We start from the raw sequence: 22,353 nt of genomic DNA on the forward strand, positions 1-22,353 counted from the left end.
GTATGAATACCGCCAGGGATTATTCGAAACAGATCTCGATAAAAGCGTTACCCCACTGGGAAGCAAACGGCATGATGATGATGGAGCCTTCGCACTTGTGGCGAATGGTGTGACCACGGCCGGATACCACCACAGGCGTGGCCATATCAAAATCAAAGCCGCTTTCTGCCAGAATGCGTTTTGCACCACCGGTAACCATGTTGGTGATTTCACCCACCATATCGGTCACTTCTTCGTTCAACCCGTTTGGCCTTTCGCCCAGCATGTTCTGCATGATCTCCAGTGCCAGACTCTCATCGAAGGTGATCGACATTGAGCCACGAGTCTGCTGCCCGATCATGCCAATCAAACCGGACACATCACCGCGGGCGATCTCATCTTTTTTCAGACGAGGTTTCTGGGGCTTCAGCTCTAGTGAAGCCATCGTTTTTAAAACGTTCAACAAAGACGCTAAAAACGGGTTTACAAATTCAGCGCGCATAACCTTCTTCTATTGTTTCATTCTTATTTTGAGGAACACGATTGACACACGCCATGTGATTCAATCACATGATTATCAATCTTAAAGCCGTGTTTCTCCGCGTTGTCTGCCAGTAAGGCTATCAGACTATCATCTTGCAGTTCAATGACGTTGCCACACTGGTCACAAATCAACAGTTGCGAGAAATGCTTGTGGGCATTGCAGGAACAGCAGGAAATAAAACTGTTAGTGGATTCCACCCGATGAATGAAACCTTGCTCCATCAGAAAGTCCAGTGCCCGATAAACGGTTGGTGGTTTGGCTTGTGGTTCACTCTGTTTGAGGTCTTCCAGTAACTCATAGGCACTGGATGCCTTTTTGCTGGCACAAATCAGTTCAAAGACCCGTTTGCGCTGCGTTGTGAGCCTGACACCTCGTGCGGCACATATTTCTTCAATCTGTTGGGTAAGCTTAGTATCCAAATTTATCACCATAATTGCCGGACTTTAGTAATCATATACTATTTCCGAATGAAGATCGTTTCCTCATCAATAAAACCGGCTTTTTCAACCACTAACAAGGATATCTCGTCAGATAAGCGCTAACTTACCTTATTTGTTCACAAAACGATACCTCGAACAACGGTTGGCGAGATAAACAGAAGCGATTACAATGCCAAGCTTTGTTTTGGTCACCCGGTGACCGAATGCTTTAGACCGAAAACGGGGATGTTAGACCAATGACTCACTCATGCCGGCTGTCTGTGGCGCCAATGTTAGATTGGACCGATCGCCACTGCCGTTATTTCCATCGTTTGCTCTCATCGCAAACCTTACTTTATACCGAAATGGTAACCACAGGTGCGATCATCCATGGAAAGGGTGACTTTTTGGCCTACAACCAGGAAGAGCATCCGCTTGCCCTGCAGTTGGGCGGCTCTAACCCGGCGGATCTGGCGCGCTGTGCCAAACTGGCCGAAGAGCGCGGCTACGATGAGGTTAACCTCAATGTCGGTTGTCCGTCTGACCGGGTGCAGAACGGCCGCTTTGGTGCCTGCCTGATGGCTGAACCTGAGCTGGTTGCCGAATGTGTTGCAGCCATGAAAGCTGAGGTCAATATTCCGGTGACGGTGAAAACCCGCATCGGTATCGACGATCTCGACTCTTATGAATTCCTGACCCGCTTTGTGACTCTGGTTTCTGAGCAGGGCGGTTGTGAGCAGTTTACTATTCACGCCCGTAAGGCGTGGCTGAGTGGCCTGAGTCCGAAAGAGAACCGAGAGATCCCGCCGCTCGATTACCCGCGTGCTTACCAGCTTAAGCAGGATTTTCCGCATCTGACTATCGCTATCAATGGTGGCGTTAAGTCACTGCAGGAGGCGCAACTGCACCTCGAGCATCTGGACGGGGTGATGATTGGCCGCGAAGCGTATCAGAGTCCTTATATTCTGGCGGAAGTTGACCAGCAGCTCTTTGGCCTCGAACAGCCAGTCAAGAAGCGCTCTGAGATTGTGCACGAGATGTATCCGTACATTGAGCGGCAGTTGTCGCAGGGCGCGTATCTGGGCCACATCACCCGCCACATGTTGGGCCTGTTCCAGAGTATGCCGGGTGCCCGCCAGTGGCGTCGTCACATCAGTGAAAATGCGCACAAACCGGGCGCGGGCATTGAAGTGGTCGAGCAGGCGCTGGCCAAAATTCCATACCAGGATCTCGGTGTGTAAAATTCACCGCTAACTGGTATTTTTGACCAAATGACCAAGCCATGTGAGGTAACTCATGTGGCTTTTTTATTGCCTCACGGTTAGTTATCAGTGGGTTAGCCTGTTTGATTTTCTGGCCTGTAATCTGCAACACTTTCAGCATGAGAGTTGTACATTGTCAGTACAGCACATGATGGGTAACGCAAGAGGCGCAGAGAAGCATTATGATGGAATTGATTGTACTGACCGTATTTGTGGTCGGCTTACTGGTCAGCGGGCTGACCATGATGGGCGTGCTGGTGGCCGCTGGTGCGGCGGCAGTGACTATGCTGCTGCTTAGTGTGCTCGGCATCGCGCTTAAGTTATTGCCTTGGATCATTGTGATTGGTCTGGCGGTACTGGCCTACCGTTATTACTGCCGGGACACTGGCCGTAATGCGCAATACAGGAACTGGCGCCGCTGAGCAGAGCGTGGTCGTCATCAACCTTCTGTATCGGCCGATTCGCATTCTGATGGAAATCGTCCATGCTTAATAACGAAGGATCGGCAATATAGTGAGAATGGCGATGACTATCACGGAACTGAGAAACCTATACCGCGCAAAGATGCTGGTAGAAGCGATCATCGAGCCTTATTCAGATGAAGGAGAATGGATAGTGGAGTTCCGCCATCAGGAAGGCGGTTTCTTATTACTGACCGGCCCTAATGGTGAGGAGTGCCACTACGGCGACCTGGATCAAGCCTCCAAATCCGCCATGGCGGTCGGCTTTAAACAGGTAAGGGTGGAAGCCAGATAAGGGCACTTAAGTGCTAAGGGTGAAATTTTATCCTCCTTACTTCCAAAAAGTTATAAAACATGCTCATCTATTCTTTCTTGTTATTAAGAGGAGTGGTTAATCTATCGTCACGCAATGAATAAGGAAGTCGTGACAATGTCTTCAGGAAACACCATACCAAAAGAACTAGCTGGGTTGGCAAGCCCACTAAACGACTCGCAGCTCAACCAGCTGCAACAAACGATTTCACAACTCTCACCTCAGCAGATGGCTTGGGTGAGCGGTTATTTTTGGGGATTAAGCCAGACTCAGGGTGCTGTAGCTCCTCTGACTCAGGCCGCCGCACTGACGGCAGCAAAACCAGCTGGTAAGCTGAGCATCATCTATGCTTCGCAGACCGGTAACGCCAAAGGCGTCGCGGAACTGTTAGAACAGGAAGCGCAGGCAGCCGGTGTTGCGGTACAGCTGTTTGATGCCAGCGACTACAAAGGCAAAGATCTGGCGAAAGAAACGCACGTGATCTTTGTTGCCTCGACCAACGGCGAAGGCGAAGCACCAGACAACGCTCTGGAGCTGCATGAGTTCCTGCAATCGAAGAAAGCGCCAAAACTGCCAAATCTGCAGTACGGTGTGATTGGTCTGGGTGACTCCAGCTATGAATTCTTCTGCCAAACCGGTAAAGACTTTGATGCCTTCCTGGAAAAACTGGGTGCACAACGTTTCATCGACCGTGTTGACTGCGACGTGGATTACGATGCACCGGCAGCGGAATGGCGTGCTAAAGCACTGGAAGTGGTCAAAGAAGCGCTGGCAAACAGCCAGGCGGAAGTGGTTCAGCTTCCGGTTGGTCAGGCTGCTGGTCACCATTCTCAGTACAACAAACAAAATCCATACACAGCGACGCTGCTCACCAGCCAGAAAATTACTGGTCGTGATTCAGGCAAAGATGTCCGTCACATTGAAATTGATCTGGCGGAATCTGGCATGTCATATCAGCCGGGTGATGCACTGGGCGTGTGGTATGAAAACTGTCCTGAACTGGCCAATGCTGTACTGGCAGCGGCTGGTCTGTCTGGGGTCGAAAGTGTTGAAATCGATGGCGAAAGCTTGTCGGTGCACAGTGCTCTGGTCAGCAAATTTGAAATCACCACTTCTAATCCACAGTTTGTCACTAAATTTGCTGAACTGTCCGGCAGTGAAAAACTGCAGCAGCTGGTGGAAGACAAAGACAAGTTACGTGAGTACTCAGCCAACACCCAGATCCTGGATGTGCTGCTGGAGAAGAAAACCAAACTGTCGGCTGAGCAGCTGATCTCTCTGCTGCGTCGTCTGACTCCGCGTCTGTACTCAATCGCCTCCAGCCAGACTGAAGTGGATGAAGAAGTCCACCTGACCGTCGGTATCGTTGAGTACGATGTAGATGGCCAGCCTCGTCAGGGTGGCGCGTCAGGCTTCCTTGGTCAGCGTCTGGAAGAAGGCGAAGAAGTGAAAGTGTTCATTGAACACAACAATAACTTCAAACTGCCTCAGGATGACGCAACCCCGGTGATCATGATTGGTCCGGGGACCGGTATCGCGCCGTTCCGCAGTTTCGTCCAGGAACGTGATAACCGTGGCGCATCAGGTAAAAACTGGCTGTTCTTTGGTGATCGCACCTTTACTCAGGACTTCCTGTATCAGGTGGAATGGCAGAAATATCTCAAGTCTGGCGCTCTGCACCGTCTGGATGTGGCATTCAGCCGTGATCAGAATGAAAAAGTGTATGTACAGCATCGTGTTCTGGAACAGGCCAAGCAAGTATGGCAATGGCTGCAAGATGGCGCTTATGTCTACATCTGTGGTGATGCAACCCGTATGGCAAAAGATGTACACGAAGCTTTAGTCACAGTCGCTGAGCAACAAGGCGGTCTGTCACGTGAGAAAGCAGAAGAGTATTTCAACGACCTACGCAAAGCCAAACGTTACCAGAGAGATGTGTACTAATGAGCTACAAAATTGAAAACAACACTCAGGAAGTACTGGGCGAAGTACTGGGCCAACTTTCTGACAACGAGCGTCTGAAACGCGAGAGTAATTTCCTGCGTGGCACCATTGAAGCGGACCTGCAGGATCGCATCACCGGTGGTTTCACTGCAGATAACTTCCAGCTGATCCGTTTCCACGGTATGTACCAGCAGGATGACCGTGATATTCGTAACGAACGTGCCAAACAGAAACTGGAACCACTGCATAACGTGATGCTGCGTGCCCGTATGCCGGGCGGCATCATCCAGCCGAAGCAATGGCTGGCGATCGACAAGTTTGCCACTGAGCACACTATGTACGGCAGCATCCGTCTGACCACCCGTCAGACCTTCCAGTTCCACGGTGTACTAAAGCCAAACATTAAGCTGATGCACCAGACGCTGAACAGCATTGGTATCGATTCAATCGCAACCGCGGGTGACGTAAACCGTAACGTACTATGTACTTCAAACCCGGTAGAGTCTGAACTGCATCAGGAAGCGTACGAGTGGGCGAAGAAAATCAGTGAGCATCTGCTGCCGAAAACCCGCGCTTACGCAGAAATCTGGCTGGATGGCGAGAAAGTTGAAACCACAGATGAAGAACCAATCCTGGGTAGCAACTATTTACCACGTAAATTCAAAACCACAGTGGTTATCCCGCCGCACAACGACATCGACGTGCATGCCAACGATCTGAACTTCGTTGCGATTGCCGATAACGGCAAACTGGTTGGTTTTAACGTGCTGGTGGGTGGTGGCCTGGCAATGACGCATGGTGATACATCGACTTACCCGCGTCGTGCTGATGACTTTGGCTTTATCCCGCTGGATAAAACTCTGGATGTCGCAGCAGCCGTTGTTACCACTCAGCGTGACTGGGGTAACCGTTCTAACCGTAAGAACGCGAAAACCAAATACACTCTGGACCGCGTTGGTGTGGATGTATTTAAAGCCGAAGTGGAAAAACGTGCTGGGGTAACATTCGCTGACAGCCGTCCATATGAGTTCACCGACCGTGGTGACCGTATTGGTTGGGTTGAAGGTATTGATGGGAAACATCACCTGGCGCTGTTTATCGAAAACGGCCGTCTGCTCGATTATCCGGGTAAACCGCTCAAAACCGGTGTCGCTGAAATCGCGAAGATTCACCAGGGCGATTTCCGTATGACCGCAAACCAGAACCTGATTATTGCGGGTGTTCCGGCAGAGCAGAAAGCGGAAATCGAAGCCATTGCGGTAGCGCATGGCCTGATGGACAGCACTGTCAGCGAGCAGCGTAAGAACTCAATGGCGTGTGTGGCATTCCCGACGTGTCCGCTGGCGATGGCAGAAGCAGAACGTTTCCTGCCTGGCTTCGTGACGGATGTGGAAGGCATTCTGGAAAAACACCAACTGCCAAAAGAAGACAACATTATTCTGCGAGTTACGGGTTGTCCGAATGGTTGTGGTCGAGCCATGCTGGCTGAAATCGGTCTGGTAGGTAAAGCACCAGGTCGTTACAACCTGCACCTTGGCGGTAACCGCGCGGGTACCCGTGTTCCTAAAATGTATAAAGAGAACATCACTGATAAACAAATCCTGGAAGAGATCGATCAACTGGTAGGACGCTGGGCAACTGAGCGTCAGGATGGCGAAGCCTTTGGTGACTTCACTATTCGTACCGGTATTATCCAGGAAGTGGTGGTCTCCAAGAGGGATTTTTATGCCTGAGACCGTAACTACTCCGAATCTGACGGAGTTGTTAACCCTGACTAAGGTGCAGCAAACGCTGCACCTGGCAGAGATTAACGCTTATCTGGAAACATTAACTGCTCAGGACCGCGTTGCGTGGGCACTGGATAACCTGCAGGGAACCCATGCGGTTTCTTCCAGTTTTGGTATCCAGGCTGCTGTGATGCTGCACCTGGTAACTTCGGTGAAGAAAGATGTCCCGGTTGTTTTGACCGATACCGGCTATCTGTTTCCTGAGACGTATCAGTTTATTGACCAGTTGACTGAGCGCCTGGGCCTGAACCTGAAAATTTACTCGGCCGAATTATCGCCTGCATGGCAGGAAGCGCGCTTTGGTAAATTATGGGAACAAGGCGTGACCGGCATTGAACAGTACAACAAACTGAACAAAGTCGAGCCAATGCGCCGAGCTCTGAACGAGTTGGAAGTGGGGACCTGGTTCTCCGGGCTGCGTCGTGAACAATCTAAGTCACGTGCAACCTTGCCTATTCTTGCCATCCAAAATGGTGTGTTTAAGTTCTTACCAGTCATCGACTGGACTAATAAAGACGTGCACTACTATTTAGAGGAACACAACCTGCCATACCATCCGTTATGGGAGCAGGGGTACCTTTCAGTGGGTGATACCCATACCACACGTAAGTGGGAACCGGGTATGAGTGAAGAAGAAACCCGTTTCTTTGGTTTGAAACGAGAGTGTGGTCTTCACGAAGATACACCACCTGAACAGGATGGTTCGGGTATTTAATCCGAAACAGATAAAAAAAGCCGCGTCAGCGGCTTTTTTTATCTTAGTTGTTTTGTCTTTTCTGCCTGGCTTACCTCCCATAAAGGTATAACTCTGTGGATAAGTTGTTGCCAAGTTTGGGGTAAAAATGGATAAATAAGGCTTTGAGTGTTAAATCGCCACTTAAGCGTTATTTTTGCATTTTTTTGAAATATCGCTTGCCAACGGGAAGCAACTCTCTATAATGCCGCCTCACTGACACGGCAGACGCCGCAAGGCTTCAGCGCTGGTCAGTGAGGTGAAAAGCTTCTGAGAAATAAATTTGAAAAAGTGTTTGACTCTTCAAATTAACTCGCTAGAATGCACCTCCGCTTTGAGAAGAAAGTTTCGAAAGGCAACGCTCTTTAACAATATAAACCTATCAATCTGTGTGGGCACTCGTTGATGATAATCGAAGATGATTCTAAAGAATCAACTTAGGTATCAATGAACTGAGTGACCAATTTGAATGAGCAATCATTCGAGCACAGTCAATTCATTACCATTCTGTTGGAATGGTAATAGCTTTGAATTACTAAGGTAATTTGAAGTCAGTATTCATTGAGCCTCCCCTAATTATTTAGGGAACAAAATCTTAAATTGAAGAGTTTGATCATGGCTCAGATTGAACGCTGGCGGCAGGCCTAACACATGCAAGTCGAGCGGCAGCGACTTAACTGAACCTTCGGGGAACGTTAAGGGCGGCGAGCGGCGGACGGGTGAGTAATGCCTGGGAAATTGCCCTGATGTGGGGGATAACCATTGGAAACGATGGCTAATACCGCATGATGCCTTCGGGCCAAAGAGGGGGACCTTCGGGCCTCTCGCGTCAGGATATGCCCAGGTGGGATTAGCTAGTTGGTGAGGTAAGGGCTCACCAAGGCAACGATCCCTAGCTGGTCTGAGAGGATGATCAGCCACACTGGAACTGAGACACGGTCCAGACTCCTACGGGAGGCAGCAGTGGGGAATATTGCACAATGGGCGCAAGCCTGATGCAGCCATGCCGCGTGTATGAAGAAGGCCTTCGGGTTGTAAAGTACTTTCAGCAGTGAGGAAGGCGGGTGCGTTAATAGCGCATTCGTTTGACGTTAGCTGCAGAAGAAGCACCGGCTAACTCCGTGCCAGCAGCCGCGGTAATACGGAGGGTGCGAGCGTTAATCGGAATTACTGGGCGTAAAGCGCATGCAGGTGGTTTGTTAAGTCAGATGTGAAAGCCCGGGGCTCAACCTCGGAATTGCATTTGAAACTGGCAGGCTAGAGTACTGTAGAGGGGGGTAGAATTTCAGGTGTAGCGGTGAAATGCGTAGAGATCTGAAGGAATACCGGTGGCGAAGGCGGCCCCCTGGACAGATACTGACACTCAGATGCGAAAGCGTGGGGAGCAAACAGGATTAGATACCCTGGTAGTCCACGCCGTCAACGATGTCTACTTGGAGGTTGTGGCCTTGAGCCGTGGCTTTCGGAGCTAACGCGTTAAGTAGACCGCCTGGGGAGTACGGTCGCAAGATTAAAACTCAAATGAATTGACGGGGGCCCGCACAAGCGGTGGAGCATGTGGTTTAATTCGATGCAACGCGAAGAACCTTACCTACTCTTGACATCCTCAGAAGAGACTGGAGACAGTCTTGTGCCTTCGGGAACTGAGAGACAGGTGCTGCATGGCTGTCGTCAGCTCGTGTTGTGAAATGTTGGGTTAAGTCCCGCAACGAGCGCAACCCTTATCCTTGTTTGCCAGCGAGTAAAGTCGGGAACTCCAGGGAGACTGCCGGTGATAAACCGGAGGAAGGTGGGGACGACGTCAAGTCATCATGGCCCTTACGAGTAGGGCTACACACGTGCTACAATGGCGCATACAGAGGGCGGCCAACTTGCGAAAGTGAGCGAATCCCAAAAAGTGCGTCGTAGTCCGGATTGGAGTCTGCAACTCGACTCCATGAAGTCGGAATCGCTAGTAATCGTGGATCAGAATGCCACGGTGAATACGTTCCCGGGCCTTGTACACACCGCCCGTCACACCATGGGAGTGGGCTGCAAAAGAAGCAGGTAGTTTAACCTTCGGGAGGACGCTTGCCACTTTGTGGTTCATGACTGGGGTGAAGTCGTAACAAGGTAGCGCTAGGGGAACCTGGCGCTGGATCACCTCCTTATACGAATGATTATTGCGATGAGTGTTCACACAGATTGATGGTTTTGAAGCGTAATGCTTCGGGCTGTTATTGCTCTTTAACAATTTGGAAAGCTGACAAAATAATCTTTTGTTTATTCGTAAACGAAACATTATTTGTAAAGTTCTCAATGTATTCCGAAATGGAATACACCAACAACACATTCAAGTGTGCTTGGTAGAAACTTGTTTAACAAGTTTCAAAATTGAGTCCGGCAAAATCGAAAAGTCTCTCGCTCATTCAAATAATGAGAGACAACGAAACCTTGGTGACTTGGTTCATCAACTCGAAACTCCTTCGGGTTGTATGGTTAAGTGACTAAGCGTACACGGTGGATGCCTTGGCAGTCAGAGGCGATGAAGGACGTACTAACTTGCGATAAGCGTAGATGAGGCAGTAAGAGCCACTTGAGTCTACGATTTCCGAATGGGGAAACCCACCTGCATAAGCAGGTATCATTAACTGAATACATAGGTTAATGAAGCGAACCGGGGGAACTGAAACATCTAAGTACCCCGAGGAAAAGAAATCAATTGAGATTCCGAAAGTAGCGGCGAGCGAAATTGGATTAGCCCTTAAGCTTTATATGCGTCAGGTGAAGGTTCTGGAAAGGACCGCGAAACAGGGTGATAGCCCCGTAGCCGACAGCGTATGTTCAGTGAAATCGAGTAGGGCGGGACACGTGTTATCCTGTCTGAACATGGGGGGACCATCCTCCAAGGCTAAATACTCCTGACTGACCGATAGTGAACCAGTACCGTGAGGGAAAGGCGAAAAGAACCCCTGTGAGGGGAGTGAAATAGAACCTGAAACCGTGTACGTACAAGCAGTAGGAGCACCTTCGTGGTGTGACTGCGTACCTTTTGTATAATGGGTCAGCGACTTATATTCAGTGGCAAGGTTAACCATTTAGGGGAGCCGTAGGGAAACCGAGTCTTAACTGGGCGCACAGTCTCTGGATATAGACCCGAAACCGAGTGATCTAGCCATGGGCAGGTTGAAGATTGAGTAACATCAATTGGAGGACCGAACCGACTAATGTTGAAAAATTAGCGGATGACTTGTGGCTAGGGGTGAAAGGCCAATCAAACTCGGAGATAGCTGGTTCTCCCCGAAAGCTATTTAGGTAGCGCCTCGGACGAATACTACTGGGGGTAGAGCACTGTTAAGGCTAGGGGGTCATCCCGACTTACCAACCCTTTGCAAACTCCGAATACCAGTAAGTACTATCCGGGAGACACACGGCGGGTGCTAACGTCCGTCGTGGAGAGGGAAACAACCCAGACCGCCAGCTAAGGTCCCAAATTACAGCTAAGTGGGAAACGATGTGGGAAGGCTCAGACAGCTAGGATGTTGGCTTAGAAGCAGCCATCATTTAAAGAAAGCGTAATAGCTCACTAGTCGAGTCGGCCTGCGCGGAAGATGTAACGGGGCTAAGCTGTAAACCGAAGCTGCGGCAATGCGATTTATCGCATTGGGTAGGGGAGCGTTCTGTAAGCCGTTGAAGGTGTGCTGTAAGGCATGCTGGAGGTATCAGAAGTGCGAATGCTGACATGAGTAACGATAAAGGGGGTGAAAAACCTCCTCGCCGGAAGACCAAGGGTTCCTGTCCAACGTTAATCGGGGCAGGGTAAGTCGACCCCTAAGGCGAGGCCGAAAGGCGTAGTCGATGGGAAACGGGTTAATATTCCCGTACTTCTTACAATTGCGATGGGGGGACGGAGAAGGCTAGGTGGGCCTGGCGACGGTTGTCCAGGTTCAAGTGCGTAGGCTTGAGAGTTAGGTAAATCCGGCTCTCTGTAAGGCTGAGACACGATGTCGAGTCACTACGGTGATGAAGTCATTGATGCCATGCTTCCAGGAAAAGCCTCTAAGCTTCAGATTGTAAGGAATCGTACCCCAAACCGACACAGGTGGTCGGGTAGAGAATACCAAGGCGCTTGAGAGAACTCGGGTGAAGGAACTAGGCAAAATGGTACCGTAACTTCGGGAGAAGGTACGCTTCTGACGGTGAAGTCCCTCGCGGATGGAGCTATTGGAAGTCGCAGATACCAGGTGGCTGCAACTGTTTATTAAAAACACAGCACTGTGCAAAATCGTAAGATGACGTATACGGTGTGACGCCTGCCCGGTGCCGGAAGGTTAATTGATGGGGTTAGACTTCGGTCGACGCTCTTGATCGAAGCCCCGGTAAACGGCGGCCGTAACTATAACGGTCCTAAGGTAGCGAAATTCCTTGTCGGGTAAGTTCCGACCTGCACGAATGGCGTAATGATGGCCACGCTGTCTCCACCCGAGACTCAGTGAAATTGAAATCGCTGTGAAGATGCAGTGTACCCGCGGCTAGACGGAAAGACCCCGTGAACCTTTACTACAGCTTGGCACTGAACATTGAACCTACATGTGTAGGATAGGTGGGAGGCTTTGAAGACGTGACGCCAGTTGCGTTGGAGCCGTCCTTGAAATACCACCCTTGTATGTTTGATGTTCTAACTCTGGACCGTTATCCGGTTCGAGGACAGTGCCTGGTGGGTAGTTTGACTGGGGCGGTCTCCTCCCAAAGAGTAACGGAGGAGCACGAAGGTGGGCTAATCACGGTTGGACATCGTGAGGTTAGTGCAATGGCATAAGCCCGCTTGACTGCGAGAATGACAATTCGAGCAGGTGCGAAAGCAGGTCATAGTGATCCGGTGGTTCTAACGGATAAAAGGTACTCCGGGGATAACAGGCTGATACCGCCCAAGAGTTCATATCGACGGCGGTGTTTGGCACCTCGATGTCGGCTCATCACATCCTGGGGCTGAAGTCGGTCCCAAGGGTATGGCTGTTCGCCATTTAAAGTGGTACGCGAGCTGGGTTTAGAACGTCGTGAGACAGTTCGGTCCCTATCTGCCGTGGGCGTTGGAAGATTGAAGGGGGCTGCTCCTAGTACGAGAGGACCGGAGTGGACGAACCTCTGGTGTTCGGGTTGTGTCGCCAGACGCATTGCCCGGTAGCTAAGTTCGGAATCGATAACCGCTGAAAGCATCTAAGCGGGAAGCGAGCCCTGAGATGAGTCTTCCCTGACACTTTAAGTGTCCTAAAGGGTTGTTCGAGACTAGAACGTTGATAGGCAGGGTGTGTAAGCGTTGTGAGGCGTTGAGCTAACCTGTACTAATTGCCCGTGAGGCTTAACCATACAACACCCAAGGGGTTTTGATGGACTCAATGACCAGTACATTGAATGTGTGATGAGAACATAAACAGCTTTCCGAATTTTGGAATTGAATTTATTAATTACATCCATGTAGTTAACCCTTCGGGCCGCACTAAAGTGCGTTAAATTTTGTTCCTGACAAAATTTTGCTTGGCGACCATAGCGTTTTGGACCCACCTGATTCCATTCCGAACTCAGAAGTGAAACGAAACAGCGTCGATGGTAGTGTGGGGCCTCCCCATGTGAGAGTAGAACATCGCCAGGCTTTAATTACTTGCTTCAGTTTGCTCCTTTTTTAAGGAATAGCCTGAAAGCAAAAACGAGAAAAGACTTTATAGTCTGACCAATGCGGAGCGGTAGTTCAGTTGGTTAGAATACCGGCCTGTCACGCCGGGGGTCGCGGGTTCGAGTCCCGTCCGCTCCGCCACTTATTTACAGAAACCCAGTCTTATGACTGGGTTTTTTGTTTATGGTGATAGAGAAGTGTTTCGTCCTTTGGCCGAACGAGTCCCGCTGGTGCGCCAGCCCGGCCGTCCGCCACTTATTCGAAACCCTAGACTAGGCGTCCCCGCAGTAATACTGGGGTTTTGTCGTTTTAAGCTGAGCCAAATTCATCGCGTTGCGATGACGAGTCCCGCAGGGAGGCCTGCCCGTCGTGTGCGACCCCAGCCGTCCGTTACTTATTTACAGAAACCCAGTCTTATGACTGGGTTTTTTGTTTTTGGTGGTAGAGAAGCGTTTCGTCCTTTGGCCGAACGAGTCCCAGACGTACGCGTCTCCGATGGTGCGCCAGCCCGGCCATCCGCCACTTATTCGAAACCCTAGACTAGGCGTCCCCGCAGCAATGCTGGCCGTCTGCCATTGTTGTTTAGAAGCCCAGACTTGTGCCTGGGCTTTTTTATTGGGTGCTATTTCAAACCCGGACTTCCAGCGCCTATAAGGAGAGATTTTTCACTCCAAGTGATTACGGCATATCTTTTATCTGATTCGTTACAACTTCAGAGCATAGGTTCCTAGGCTAATTGAACGACGGATACAGCCCACAGAGCTGATATTGCACCAACCTAGATTAGGTGTCCGCTGACATTTAGGAGCTTCACCTTGGCCCCTTGGTATGAGAGAAGGCAGAAGCATCTTTTGTGTTGATGTCGGGTAGATAGCCGTGCCGCTATTTTTACCTAAGGAATTACGATGCTAGAATCTGGAATAGACTCCTTAGAACTTGATAACACCTACAAAAAAGCCCCGCAGTAGTCTGCGGGGCTCTCATATGTGCGTGTTGATCTGCTGGGTTTAAGACTGTTGGTCTTTAACCAGGTTCTCTTGTGCAGCGCTTTGCTGCGCCATCGCTTTCTCTTCCTTCTTGGCTTTCTCAATCATAGGGGTAATGGTTGAGCCCTGAATTAAGATCGAGAACACCACGACCGCGTAGGTCATGACCAGAATCAGCTCTTTTACATCAATCAGTTTATCAGGAATGATCATCACGCCAGACGGGATGGACAGAGCCATAGCCAGCGCCAGGCCACCACGCAGACCACCCCAGGTAAGAATTTTAATCGACCACGGGTTGTAGCTGCGGTAGCGTTTGAAACCAATGTATGAAGTAAACACGCTCAGGTAGCGGGCAGCCAGTACCAGAGGGACCGCAAATGCCATCAGAATCCAGTCTTCTTGGTGGAATTCAAACAGCAGCATTGACATACCGATCAGCAGGAACAGTACGCCGTTAAGAAATTCATCGACCAGTTCCCAGAAGTGATCCAGATGTTCTTCACTCTCTTTAGAGAAACCGATAAAGCGGGTCCAGTTACCGATCATGATACCGGATACTACCATCGCCAGCGGGCCGGATACATGGATCACATCCGCGAACGCGTAACCTGCGGTTGGAACCCCAATGGTCAGCAGCAGCTCCATGGAGTGGTCATCAGTGGCACTAATCAGATAATGGAACAGCAGGCCAAGCAGGAAACCGTAGACGATACCGCCAATCGCTTCCTGGATAAACAGGCCAGTTACGCTCATCACGGTAGGCGCTTCAGTGCCGAATGCAATGGTAAAGATGGTGACGAAGATAACCAGGCCGAAACCATCGTTGAACAGGGATTCACCTTCGATTTGAGTCGAGATACGCTTGGGCGCGTTGAGTTTTTTTACAATAGCCAGAACGGCGATAGGGTCGGTCGGAGAAATGAGAGCGCCAAACAGTAAGCAATAAACCAAATCAAACTGAATACCAATCAGGTGGCAGAAACCGTACAGAACGAAACCGATAAAAAAGGTGGAGAATAATGTCGCTCCGAGCGCTAAGACGGTGATTTCCCATTTTTGGTCTTTCAGATTAGGAAGTTTGATACCGAGGCCGCCGGCAAAGAGAAGAAAACCAAGGATGCCTTTGAGAAGAAAATTTTCGAAGTTGATACTAGTGACGGTTTCGGTGGCGATTTGTGTCAGATGGAACCAATTATTCTGACCAGCAATTAAGATAAGTAACGAGAGGAGCATAGAACCCGCTGTTATGGCAATGGTGGTTTGCATCTTCCCTATTTTACTGTTTAAAAAGGCGATCATCATCGCCGCGGCAGATAGAAAGCACAGAGTGTAATAGACCGACATTTTTTTCTCATTGTGTAACAAAATATGAGCGAAATTGTCGTTGGATGTTGAGCAAATAGCAAACGTTTTTTTAGTGCTGCATGATTCATTGATAATAGGAATAATAAGTGCCAATTTGGTATTTTAGACGTCTAGATTTCTAATCAATGTGTGATAGGATGTCAAAAGGCATAAGGAATGAGGCTGTACTGTGGGAAGTAATGTGAGACACCAAATCGAAACGCAACTGAATAGGCGTATCTTACTCATTGACGGTGGTATGGGTACGATGATTCAGGGCTATAAACTGGAAGAGCAAGATTATCGCGGTGAGCGCTTTGCTGACTGGCATTGCGATCTCAAAGGTAACAATGACTTACTTGTACTGAGTCAGCCTCAACTGATTAAAGAAATTCACTCTGCTTATCTGGAAGCCGGCGCGGATATTCTGGAAACCAACACATTTAACGCCACTACAATTGCGATGGCCGATTACGACATGCAATCGCTGAGCGCAGAGATTAACTTCGCGGCGGCAAAGTTAGCCCGTGCAGCTGCCGATGAATGGACGGCAAAGACACCGGATAAGCCACGTTTTGTCGCTGGCGTGCTTGGTCCAACCAACCGGACCTGTTCGATTTCACCGGATGTGAATGATCCCGGCTATCGTAACGTTACGTTTGATCAACTGGTGACGGCTTATTCAGAGTCGACCCGTGCGCTGATTAACGGTGGCAGTGACCTGATTCTTATCGAAACCATATTTGACACTCTGAATGCCAAAGCGTGTGCTTTCGCGGTTGAGTCGGTATTTGAAGAAATGGGGATTGAGCTGCCGGTGATGATTTCCGGCACCATTACCGACGCTTCCGGCCGGACACTGTCTGGCCAGACAACAGAAGCGTTCTATAATGCGCTGCGTCACGTGCGTCCTATCTCATTTGGTCTTAACTGTGCGTTGGGTCCGGATGAGTTGCGTCAGTATGTCGAAGAGCTGTCGCGTATTTCTGAGTGCTATGTCTCTGCTCACCCGAACGCTGGTCTGCCAAACGCATTTGGTGAATACGATCTGTCACCGGAAGATATGGCTGAGCACATTTCTGAATGGGCCCAAACGGGTTTCCTTAACCTGGTCGGCGGCTGTTGTGGTACTACACCAGAACATATTGCGGCGATGGCGCAAGCTGTTGAGGGCGTAACGCCCCGCGCGCTGCCAGAGCTGAATGTAGAATGTCGCCTGTCAGGCCTTGAGCCGCTCAATATCGCTAAAGAGACACTGTTTGTGAACGTCGGTGAGCGGACCAACGTTACCGGTTCTGCCCGCTTTAAACGTCTGATCAAAGAAGAGCTGTACGATGAGGCGCTGGATGTCGCGCGCGAGCAGGTGGAAAACGGTGCCCAAATCATCGATATCAACATGGATGAAGGTATGCTGGATGCGGAAGCCTGTATGGTGCGCTTCCTTAACCTGTGTGCCTCCGAGCCGGAGATTTCCAAGGTTCCGGTCATGGTCGACTCCTCCAAATGGGAAGTGATTGAAGCCGGCCTGAAATGTATCCAGGGCAAAGGCATCGTGAACTCGATTTCCCTTAAAGAGGGTAAAGAGAAATTCGTTCAGCAGGCTAAGCTGGTTCGTCGCTATGGCGCGGCAGTGATCGTTATGGCTTTTGACGAAGTCGGTCAGGCGGACACCCGTGAGCGCAAGCTGGAAATCTGTACCCGTGCTTACCATATCCTGGTCGATGAAGTCGGTTTCCCGCCGGAAGATGTCATTTTTGACCCGAACATCTTTGCGGTCGCGACCGGTATCGATGAACACAATAACTACGCCCTGGACTTTATCAATGCCGTGGCGGACATCAAACGCGATCTGCCGCACGCGATGATCTCCGGTGGTGTCTCTAACGTGTCGTTCTCGTTCCGTGGTAACAACTATGTGCGTGAAGCGATCCACGCCGTGTTCCTGTATCACTGTTTCAAAAACGGCATGGACATGGGCATTGTCAATGCCGGTCAGCTTGAGATTTACGATAACGTGCCGGACAAACTGCGTGAAGCGGTGGAAGACGTGGTGCTCAACCGTCGTGACGATGGTACCGAGCGTCTGCTGGAAATCGCCGAACAGTACCGCGAAAATGCGGTTGGCAAGCAGGAAGATGCGTCTGCACAAGAGTGGCGTACCTGGCCGGTCGCCAAGCGTCTTGAGCACGCGTTGGTGAAAGGTATTACTGAATTTATCGTTGAAGATACTGAAGAAGCCCGTGTGAATGCCAGCAAACCACTGGAAGTGATTGAAGGTCCGCTGATGGACGGCATGAACGTGGTCGGCGATCTGTTTGGTGAAGGTAAGATGTTCCTGCCGCAGGTGGTGAAATCGGCGCGGGTAATGAAACAGGCGGTGGCGCACCTTGAGCCGTTCATCAATGCGGAAAAACAATCCGGTTCTTCCAACGGTAAGATTCTGCTCGCGACGGTGAAAGGCGATGTGCATGACATCGGTAAGAATATCGTTGGCGTGGTGCTGCAGTGTAATAACTACGAAATTATCGACCTGGGCGTGATGGTACCGTGTGAGACCATTCTCAAAGTCGCCAAAGAAGAGCAGGTGGATATTATCGGCCTGTCCGGTCTGATCACTCCTTCACTGGATGAGATGGTGCACGTCGCCAAAGAGATGGAGCGCCAGGGCTTTGATTTGCCGTTGCTGATCGGCGGTGCGACCACCTCGAAAGCACACACTGCGGTGAAGATTGAGCAGAACTATCATCAGCCGGTGGTGTACGTGAACAACGCTTCTCGCGCGGTAGGTGTGTGTTCGGCGCTGCTGTCGGAAACGCAGAAGCCGGCCTTTATCGAAAAGCTGAATCTGGATTACGAGCGTACTCGTGATCAGCACGCGCGTAAAACGCCGAAAAGCCGTCCGGTCACGCTGCAAGAAGCACGCGCCAATAAAGCGCCGATCGACTGGGACAGCTACACGCCGCCGGTCCCGGCTAAACCGGGTGTGCATGTATTTGACGATTTTGATATTGCTACGCTGCGTCAGTACATCGACTGGACTCCGTTCTTTATGACCTGGTCTCTGATGGGCAAATACCCGGCGATTCTCGAGCATGAAGAGGTGGGAGAAGAAGCGCAGCGTCTGTTTAAAGATGCCAACGATCTGCTCGATCGGGTTGAACGCGAAGACCTGCTTAAAGCGAGCGGCATGTGTGCCTTGTTCCCGGCCGCCAGTATTGGTGATGATATTGAAGTCTACACCGATGAGTCGCGCAGCGAGGTGGCGCATGTGCTGTATAACCTGCGTCAGCAAACCCTGAAGCCGAAAGGCGCTAACTACTGTCTGGCCGATTACATTGCGCCGAAAGAGAGTGGTAAGCATGACTGGATTGGTGCGTTTGCGGTGACCGGTGGTATCGGTGAGCGTGAGCTGGCGGATCTGTACAAGGCGCAGGGCGACGATTACAACGCGATCATGATTCAGGCGGTGGCGGATCGTCTGGCGGAAGCATTTGCTGAATGCCTGCATGAAAAAGTGCGTAAGGAAATCTGGGGTTATGCAGCCGATGAAAATCTGTCTAACGATGAGCTGATTCGTGAGAAATACCAGGGTATTCGTCCGGCACCGGGTTATCCGGCCTGTCCGGAGCACACCGAGAAAGGCACGCTATGGGAAATGCTCAACGTCGAGCAGACCATTGGTATGTCGCTGACCACCAGTTATGCGATGTGGCCGGGCGCTTCAGTGTCGGGCTGGTACTTCTCGCATCCGGACTCGCGTTACTTTGCTATTGCACAGATTCAGGATGATCAGGTCCAGAGTTACGCCGAGCGTAAGGGCTGGGACAGCCTGGAAGCGGAAAAATGGCTCGGTCCGAATATTAACGGCTAATAAACGCCAGCCAACAAAAAGGTCACCCGAGGGTGACCTTTTTAATGCCTGAAACTCACTACTTGGCACTGGCAGAGCATTAACCTTCAAACAGCTCCTGGTGCAGAGTCTGGATGACGTTCTTCGCGACCGGTGCGTCAACCAGGAAGCACAGGTTGTGATCGCTCGCGCCGTAACAGATCATGCGCAGGTTGAAGTCACCCAGGGTACTGAACACTTGCTTAGCGTAACCTTTGGTTTCCATCTGGTTACCGATCAGAGCAACCAGACACAGGTTGTGTTCGACTTCTACCGTACACAGTTGTTCTAGCTCTTCACGAGCGGCCTGATGCAGTTCCGGTGCGCCGCCTGACGTATCGGTTTTATCCAGAGTCAGGGAAACACTGATTTCTGAAGTCGTGATCAAATCAACCGAGATCTTATATTTCGCCAGCACTTCAAACACTTTGGCCAGGAAACCATAGGCATGGAACATCTTGTCGCTGCGCAGGGTCACCATGGTTTGGTTGCAACGCAGTGCCAGAGCACGGAATTGTGGTGATTCTTCCACTTGCTGACGAATCCAGGTCCCGCCTTTTTCCGGTTCTTTCGATGAACCGACGAACACAGGAATACCGTGACGAATCGCCGGTACCAGCGTTGAAGGGTGAAGAATTTTGGCACCGAAGTTGGCCATTTCTGACGCTTCGCTGAAAGTGATTTCCGGAATCGGTGATGCTTTTGGTGCGATACGCGGGTCAGTGGTGTAAATGCCCGGTACGTCGGTCCAGATCTCAAGGCCTGAAGCCTGAACCGCTTCGGCGATCAGCGCCGCTGAGTAGTCACTGCCGCCACGGCCGAGAGTGGTGGTATTGCCTTGCTCATCGGAACCGATAAAACCTTGTGTGACGACAACCTGATTCTCACACAGAGGAATCAGTTTCTCTTGCGCCAGACGTTTCACTTCTTCGACTTGTGCTTCAGCTTTACCATAGTTGTCATCGGTACGTAGCACTTCACGGATGTCAAAACGCACCGCGTCAACCCCGCGTTCACGCATCAGTTGAGCCAGGATATGAGTCGACATCAGTTCACCGCATGCGACCAGATGGTCGGTCAGCTTTTTACTCGACTGGAACGATGCCGCTTCTGCTGCGCTCGCGACGCTGTCGAGAATAGCGTGTACTTCTTTCTCAACCTTAACCGGCTCCGCCAGCTGGTCGATAATGGCGTTGTGAATGTCTGCCAGTTCTTTGACTACAGCCAAGCGACGCTCTGCGTCCTGGACACCGTTCGCCAGTTCAACCAGCAGGTTTGTCACGCCCGAGCATGCACTGCTCACCACAAGTTTGGTTTGTGGATTGTTCTCGATAATGGCAGAGCAACGGCTCATGGCTTCAAAATTTGCAACGCTTGTTCCGCCAAACTTGGCGACATTGAATGCTCTCACGGCATTTCTCCCAGAATTCCAGAAATAAAAATGGTTGGTATTCCAACATCCGATGTTTGAAGAGAGTGTTCTTTAGAGCAAAAAAGAGGTGAGACTATGAAAAGATGACCTCAGAAGCTCTTCATCAGCTCGGGGCCAATGACAGTTGAAGGGATTCAGCCCAGTCAACCGACAAATCAAAACCACAATTAAGATTTGTCTCGGCACTACTCCCCCTGAATATTTTGTTTTGGAGTTGAGGCTCCACAAAATATCTGCCTGGGCAGTGCTCCTCTTCTGCTAAATAGCTCACACATTGAACGGGTTTATGCCGTTAATGTCAATTGTAAATTCTGCTTGCGGACAAAATAATTATTCACTGCGCATGTGACAGGTTCGACCTCTCGACTTATGGCCAATTGTGATAGGGCATAATTTGCATTAGTCTTGATATTTCATCCCCCAACGCATGGAGCCAACATGACTATTCGCAGTTTTATTCCACCACACCGCATTCTGATGGGCCCGGGGCCTTCTGATATTTCACCTCAGGTGCTGCAGGCGTTGAGTCGTCCGACCGTCGGTCACCTTGATCCGCTGTTTATCACCATGATGGACGAACTCAAACAACTGCTTAAATATGCGTTTCAGACCGAGAACGAATTTACCATTGCTGTCTCGGCGCCGGGCAGTGCCGGTATGGAAGCCTGTTTCGTCAATCTGGTCGAGCCGGGTGATAAAGTGATTGTGTGCCGTAACGGCGTGTTTGGTGAGCGCATGCGTGAAAACGTGCTGCGCTGCGGTGGTGAAGTGGTACTGGTGGATGATGAATGGGGGACGCCAGTCTCGGTAGATAAAGTGGCCGCCGCTATCGAACAGAATCCGGATGCGAAAATTTTGGCCTTTGTGCATGCTGAAACCTCGACCGGTGCCTGCAGCGACGCCAAAGCGCTCGGCCAGCTTGCCAAGCGACACAGTATGCTGACGATTGTTGATGCCGTCACCTCGCTCGGTGGTGTACCGCTGCTGGTGGATGAATGGCAGCTGGATGCGGTCTATTCCGGCAGTCAGAAATGTCTGTCGTGCGTACCCGGCCTCTCGCCGCTGACGTTTTCTGCGCTGGCGATTGAAAAAATTCAGACCCGCACGGCACCGATTCAGAGCTGGTTCTTGGATCAAAGCCTGGTGCTGGGTTACTGGAGCGGGCAGGGTAAGCGCAGCTACCACCATACGGCTCCGGTCAACAGCCTGTATGCACTGCATGAAGCACTGCTGGTCCTGAAAAATGAAGGGCTGGAGAATGCCTGGGCGCGACACAGTAAGATGCACCAGAAATTAAAAGCAGGTTTAGAGACGCTCGGGCTGAGCTTTGTGGTGGATGAAGCAAGCCGCCTGCCGCAACTGAATGCGGTTTATATTCCTGAAGGCGTTGATGATGCAGCGGTGCGCCGTTATCTGCTGCAAGAGTACAACCTGGAAATCGGTGCTGGCCTGGGCGCGCTGGCGGGTAAAGCGTGGCGAATCGGCTTGATGGGTTATGGCGCCCGTTCTGAAAATATTGCCTTGTGTCTGAAAGCACTACAAGAAGCGCTGCAGCGTTGATTGTCGCAACATGAGATCCAAATAGAGTAAAGGTGGCGCAAGGCCAC

Annotated in this window: 12 protein-coding genes, 1 tRNA gene, 3 rRNA genes and 1 riboswitch; of the genes, 12 read left to right on the top strand and 4 right to left on the bottom strand. The window is 50.7% G+C overall.

The genetic code is table 11. From position 1 onward, the window contains the following. Positions 1-19 precede the first annotated feature (19 nt). A complete protein-coding gene (locus tag J0X00_RS13450; RefSeq protein ID WP_136487930.1) occupies positions 20-481 on the bottom strand; it encodes a chemotaxis protein CheX in 462 nt (153 codons plus the stop codon). Between the two features lie 23 nt (positions 482-504). Beyond that, positions 505-954 carry a zinc uptake transcriptional repressor Zur gene (gene zur, locus J0X00_RS13455; protein ID WP_168797075.1) on the bottom strand — a complete coding sequence of 150 codons (450 nt, stop codon included), beginning with the start codon at positions 952-954 and terminating at the stop codon, positions 505-507. Between the two features lie 245 nt (positions 955-1,199). Between zur and dusA the strand changes: the two genes are divergently transcribed. The 10 genes from dusA (at position 1,200) to J0X00_RS13505 (ending at position 13,233) form a co-directional block, all read left to right on the top strand. Then, the gene (gene dusA / locus J0X00_RS13460; RefSeq protein ID WP_136487932.1) at positions 1,200-2,183 is read left to right on the top strand and encodes a tRNA dihydrouridine(20/20a) synthase DusA; all 984 of its coding nucleotides are present in this window, start codon (positions 1,200-1,202) and stop codon (positions 2,181-2,183) included. A gap of 203 nt (positions 2,184-2,386) precedes the next feature. After that, positions 2,387-2,626, top strand: coding sequence for an envelope stress response protein PspG (locus tag J0X00_RS13465; protein WP_136487933.1), 240 nt, complete (start codon positions 2,387-2,389; stop codon positions 2,624-2,626). Positions 2,627-2,729: 103 nt separating this feature from the next. Next, positions 2,730-2,960 (top strand): hypothetical protein, encoded by a 231-nt coding sequence (locus tag J0X00_RS13470; RefSeq protein WP_136487934.1) that lies wholly within the window; start codon positions 2,730-2,732, stop codon positions 2,958-2,960. 114 nt (positions 2,961-3,074) lie between these two features. Then, positions 3,075-4,922 (top strand): assimilatory sulfite reductase (NADPH) flavoprotein subunit, encoded by a 1,848-nt coding sequence (locus J0X00_RS13475; protein WP_218562426.1) that lies wholly within the window; start codon positions 3,075-3,077, stop codon positions 4,920-4,922. Next, positions 4,922-6,655: an assimilatory sulfite reductase (NADPH) hemoprotein subunit gene (gene cysI / locus J0X00_RS13480; protein WP_218562425.1), complete on the top strand. Its 1,734-nt coding sequence runs from the start codon at positions 4,922-4,924 to the stop codon at positions 6,653-6,655. Before J0X00_RS13475 ends, cysI begins: the two co-directional genes overlap by 1 nt. Then, positions 6,648-7,424, top strand: a complete 777-nt coding sequence (locus tag J0X00_RS13485) for a phosphoadenylyl-sulfate reductase (RefSeq protein ID WP_136487937.1) — start codon at positions 6,648-6,650, stop codon at positions 7,422-7,424. Before cysI ends, J0X00_RS13485 begins: the two co-directional genes overlap by 8 nt. 615 nt (positions 7,425-8,039) lie before the next feature. After that, a 16S ribosomal RNA gene (locus J0X00_RS13490) occupies positions 8,040-9,592 on the top strand. A 326-nt stretch (positions 9,593-9,918) separates the two neighbouring features. Next, positions 9,919-12,788: ribosomal RNA gene (locus J0X00_RS13495) — 23S ribosomal RNA — on the top strand. Positions 12,789-12,955: 167 nt separating this feature from the next. Beyond that, a 5S ribosomal RNA gene (rrf, locus tag J0X00_RS13500) occupies positions 12,956-13,071 on the top strand. The 16S, 23S and 5S rRNA genes sit together here with 1 tRNA gene alongside, the layout of an rRNA operon. 85 nt (positions 13,072-13,156) lie before the next feature. Beyond that, positions 13,157-13,233: transfer RNA gene (locus tag J0X00_RS13505), tRNA-Asp, on the top strand. A gap of 866 nt (positions 13,234-14,099) precedes the next feature. On the opposite strand, the gene J0X00_RS13510 is transcribed toward J0X00_RS13505, so the two are convergent. Beyond that, on the bottom strand, positions 14,100-15,425 hold the full coding sequence (locus J0X00_RS13510; protein WP_282478246.1) for a sodium:proton antiporter: 1,326 nt from the start codon (positions 15,423-15,425) through the stop codon (positions 14,100-14,102). Positions 15,426-15,615: 190 nt separating this feature from the next. Between J0X00_RS13510 and metH the strand changes: the two genes are divergently transcribed. Beyond that, complete coding sequence (gene metH, locus J0X00_RS13515) at positions 15,616-19,296, top strand: methionine synthase (protein WP_282478247.1); 3,681 nt, start codon at positions 15,616-15,618, stop codon at positions 19,294-19,296. Between the two features lie 79 nt (positions 19,297-19,375). Here the strand turns inward: metH and lysC are convergent, their stop codons facing one another. Next, positions 19,376-20,725, bottom strand: a complete 1,350-nt coding sequence (gene lysC / locus J0X00_RS13520; protein WP_136487626.1) for a lysine-sensitive aspartokinase 3 — start codon at positions 20,723-20,725, stop codon at positions 19,376-19,378. Positions 20,726-20,831: 106 nt separating this feature from the next. Then, positions 20,832-21,009: riboswitch (Lysine riboswitch) on the bottom strand. Positions 21,010-21,184: 175 nt separating this feature from the next. On the opposite strand from lysC, the gene J0X00_RS13525 reads away from it, so the two are divergent. Continuing rightward, positions 21,185-22,306 (top strand): alanine--glyoxylate aminotransferase family protein, encoded by a 1,122-nt coding sequence (locus tag J0X00_RS13525; RefSeq protein ID WP_282478248.1) that lies wholly within the window; start codon positions 21,185-21,187, stop codon positions 22,304-22,306. Positions 22,307-22,353: the final 47 nt, after the last annotated feature.

It is taken from the genome of Vibrio sp. ABG19 (assembly GCF_029962385.1).
In the GTDB taxonomy this organism is placed as follows: Bacteria; Pseudomonadota; Gammaproteobacteria; order Enterobacterales; family Vibrionaceae; genus Vibrio; species Vibrio ostreae.

What these genes read in the sequence shown, in the direction of transcription:
- J0X00_RS13525 (WP_282478248.1), top strand. Translation starts at nt 21,185, where the DNA reads ATGACTATTCGCAGTTTTATTCCACCACACCGCATTCTGATGGGCCCG.
- zur (WP_168797075.1), bottom strand. Translation starts at nt 954, where the DNA reads ATGGTGATAAATTTGGATACTAAGCTTACCCAACAGATTGAAGAAATA.
- J0X00_RS13475 (WP_218562426.1), top strand. Translation starts at nt 3,075, where the DNA reads ATGAATAAGGAAGTCGTGACAATGTCTTCAGGAAACACCATACCAAAA.
- J0X00_RS13485 (WP_136487937.1), top strand. Translation starts at nt 6,648, where the DNA reads ATGCCTGAGACCGTAACTACTCCGAATCTGACGGAGTTGTTAACCCTG.
- cysI (WP_218562425.1), top strand. Translation starts at nt 4,922, where the DNA reads ATGAGCTACAAAATTGAAAACAACACTCAGGAAGTACTGGGCGAAGTA.
- J0X00_RS13470 (WP_136487934.1), top strand. Translation starts at nt 2,730, where the DNA reads ATGACTATCACGGAACTGAGAAACCTATACCGCGCAAAGATGCTGGTA.
- J0X00_RS13450 (WP_136487930.1), bottom strand. Translation starts at nt 481, where the DNA reads ATGCGCGCTGAATTTGTAAACCCGTTTTTAGCGTCTTTGTTGAACGTT.
- dusA (WP_136487932.1), top strand. Translation starts at nt 1,200, where the DNA reads ATGACTCACTCATGCCGGCTGTCTGTGGCGCCAATGTTAGATTGGACC.
- J0X00_RS13465 (WP_136487933.1), top strand. Translation starts at nt 2,387, where the DNA reads ATGATGGAATTGATTGTACTGACCGTATTTGTGGTCGGCTTACTGGTC.
- J0X00_RS13510 (WP_282478246.1), bottom strand. Translation starts at nt 15,425, where the DNA reads ATGTCGGTCTATTACACTCTGTGCTTTCTATCTGCCGCGGCGATGATG.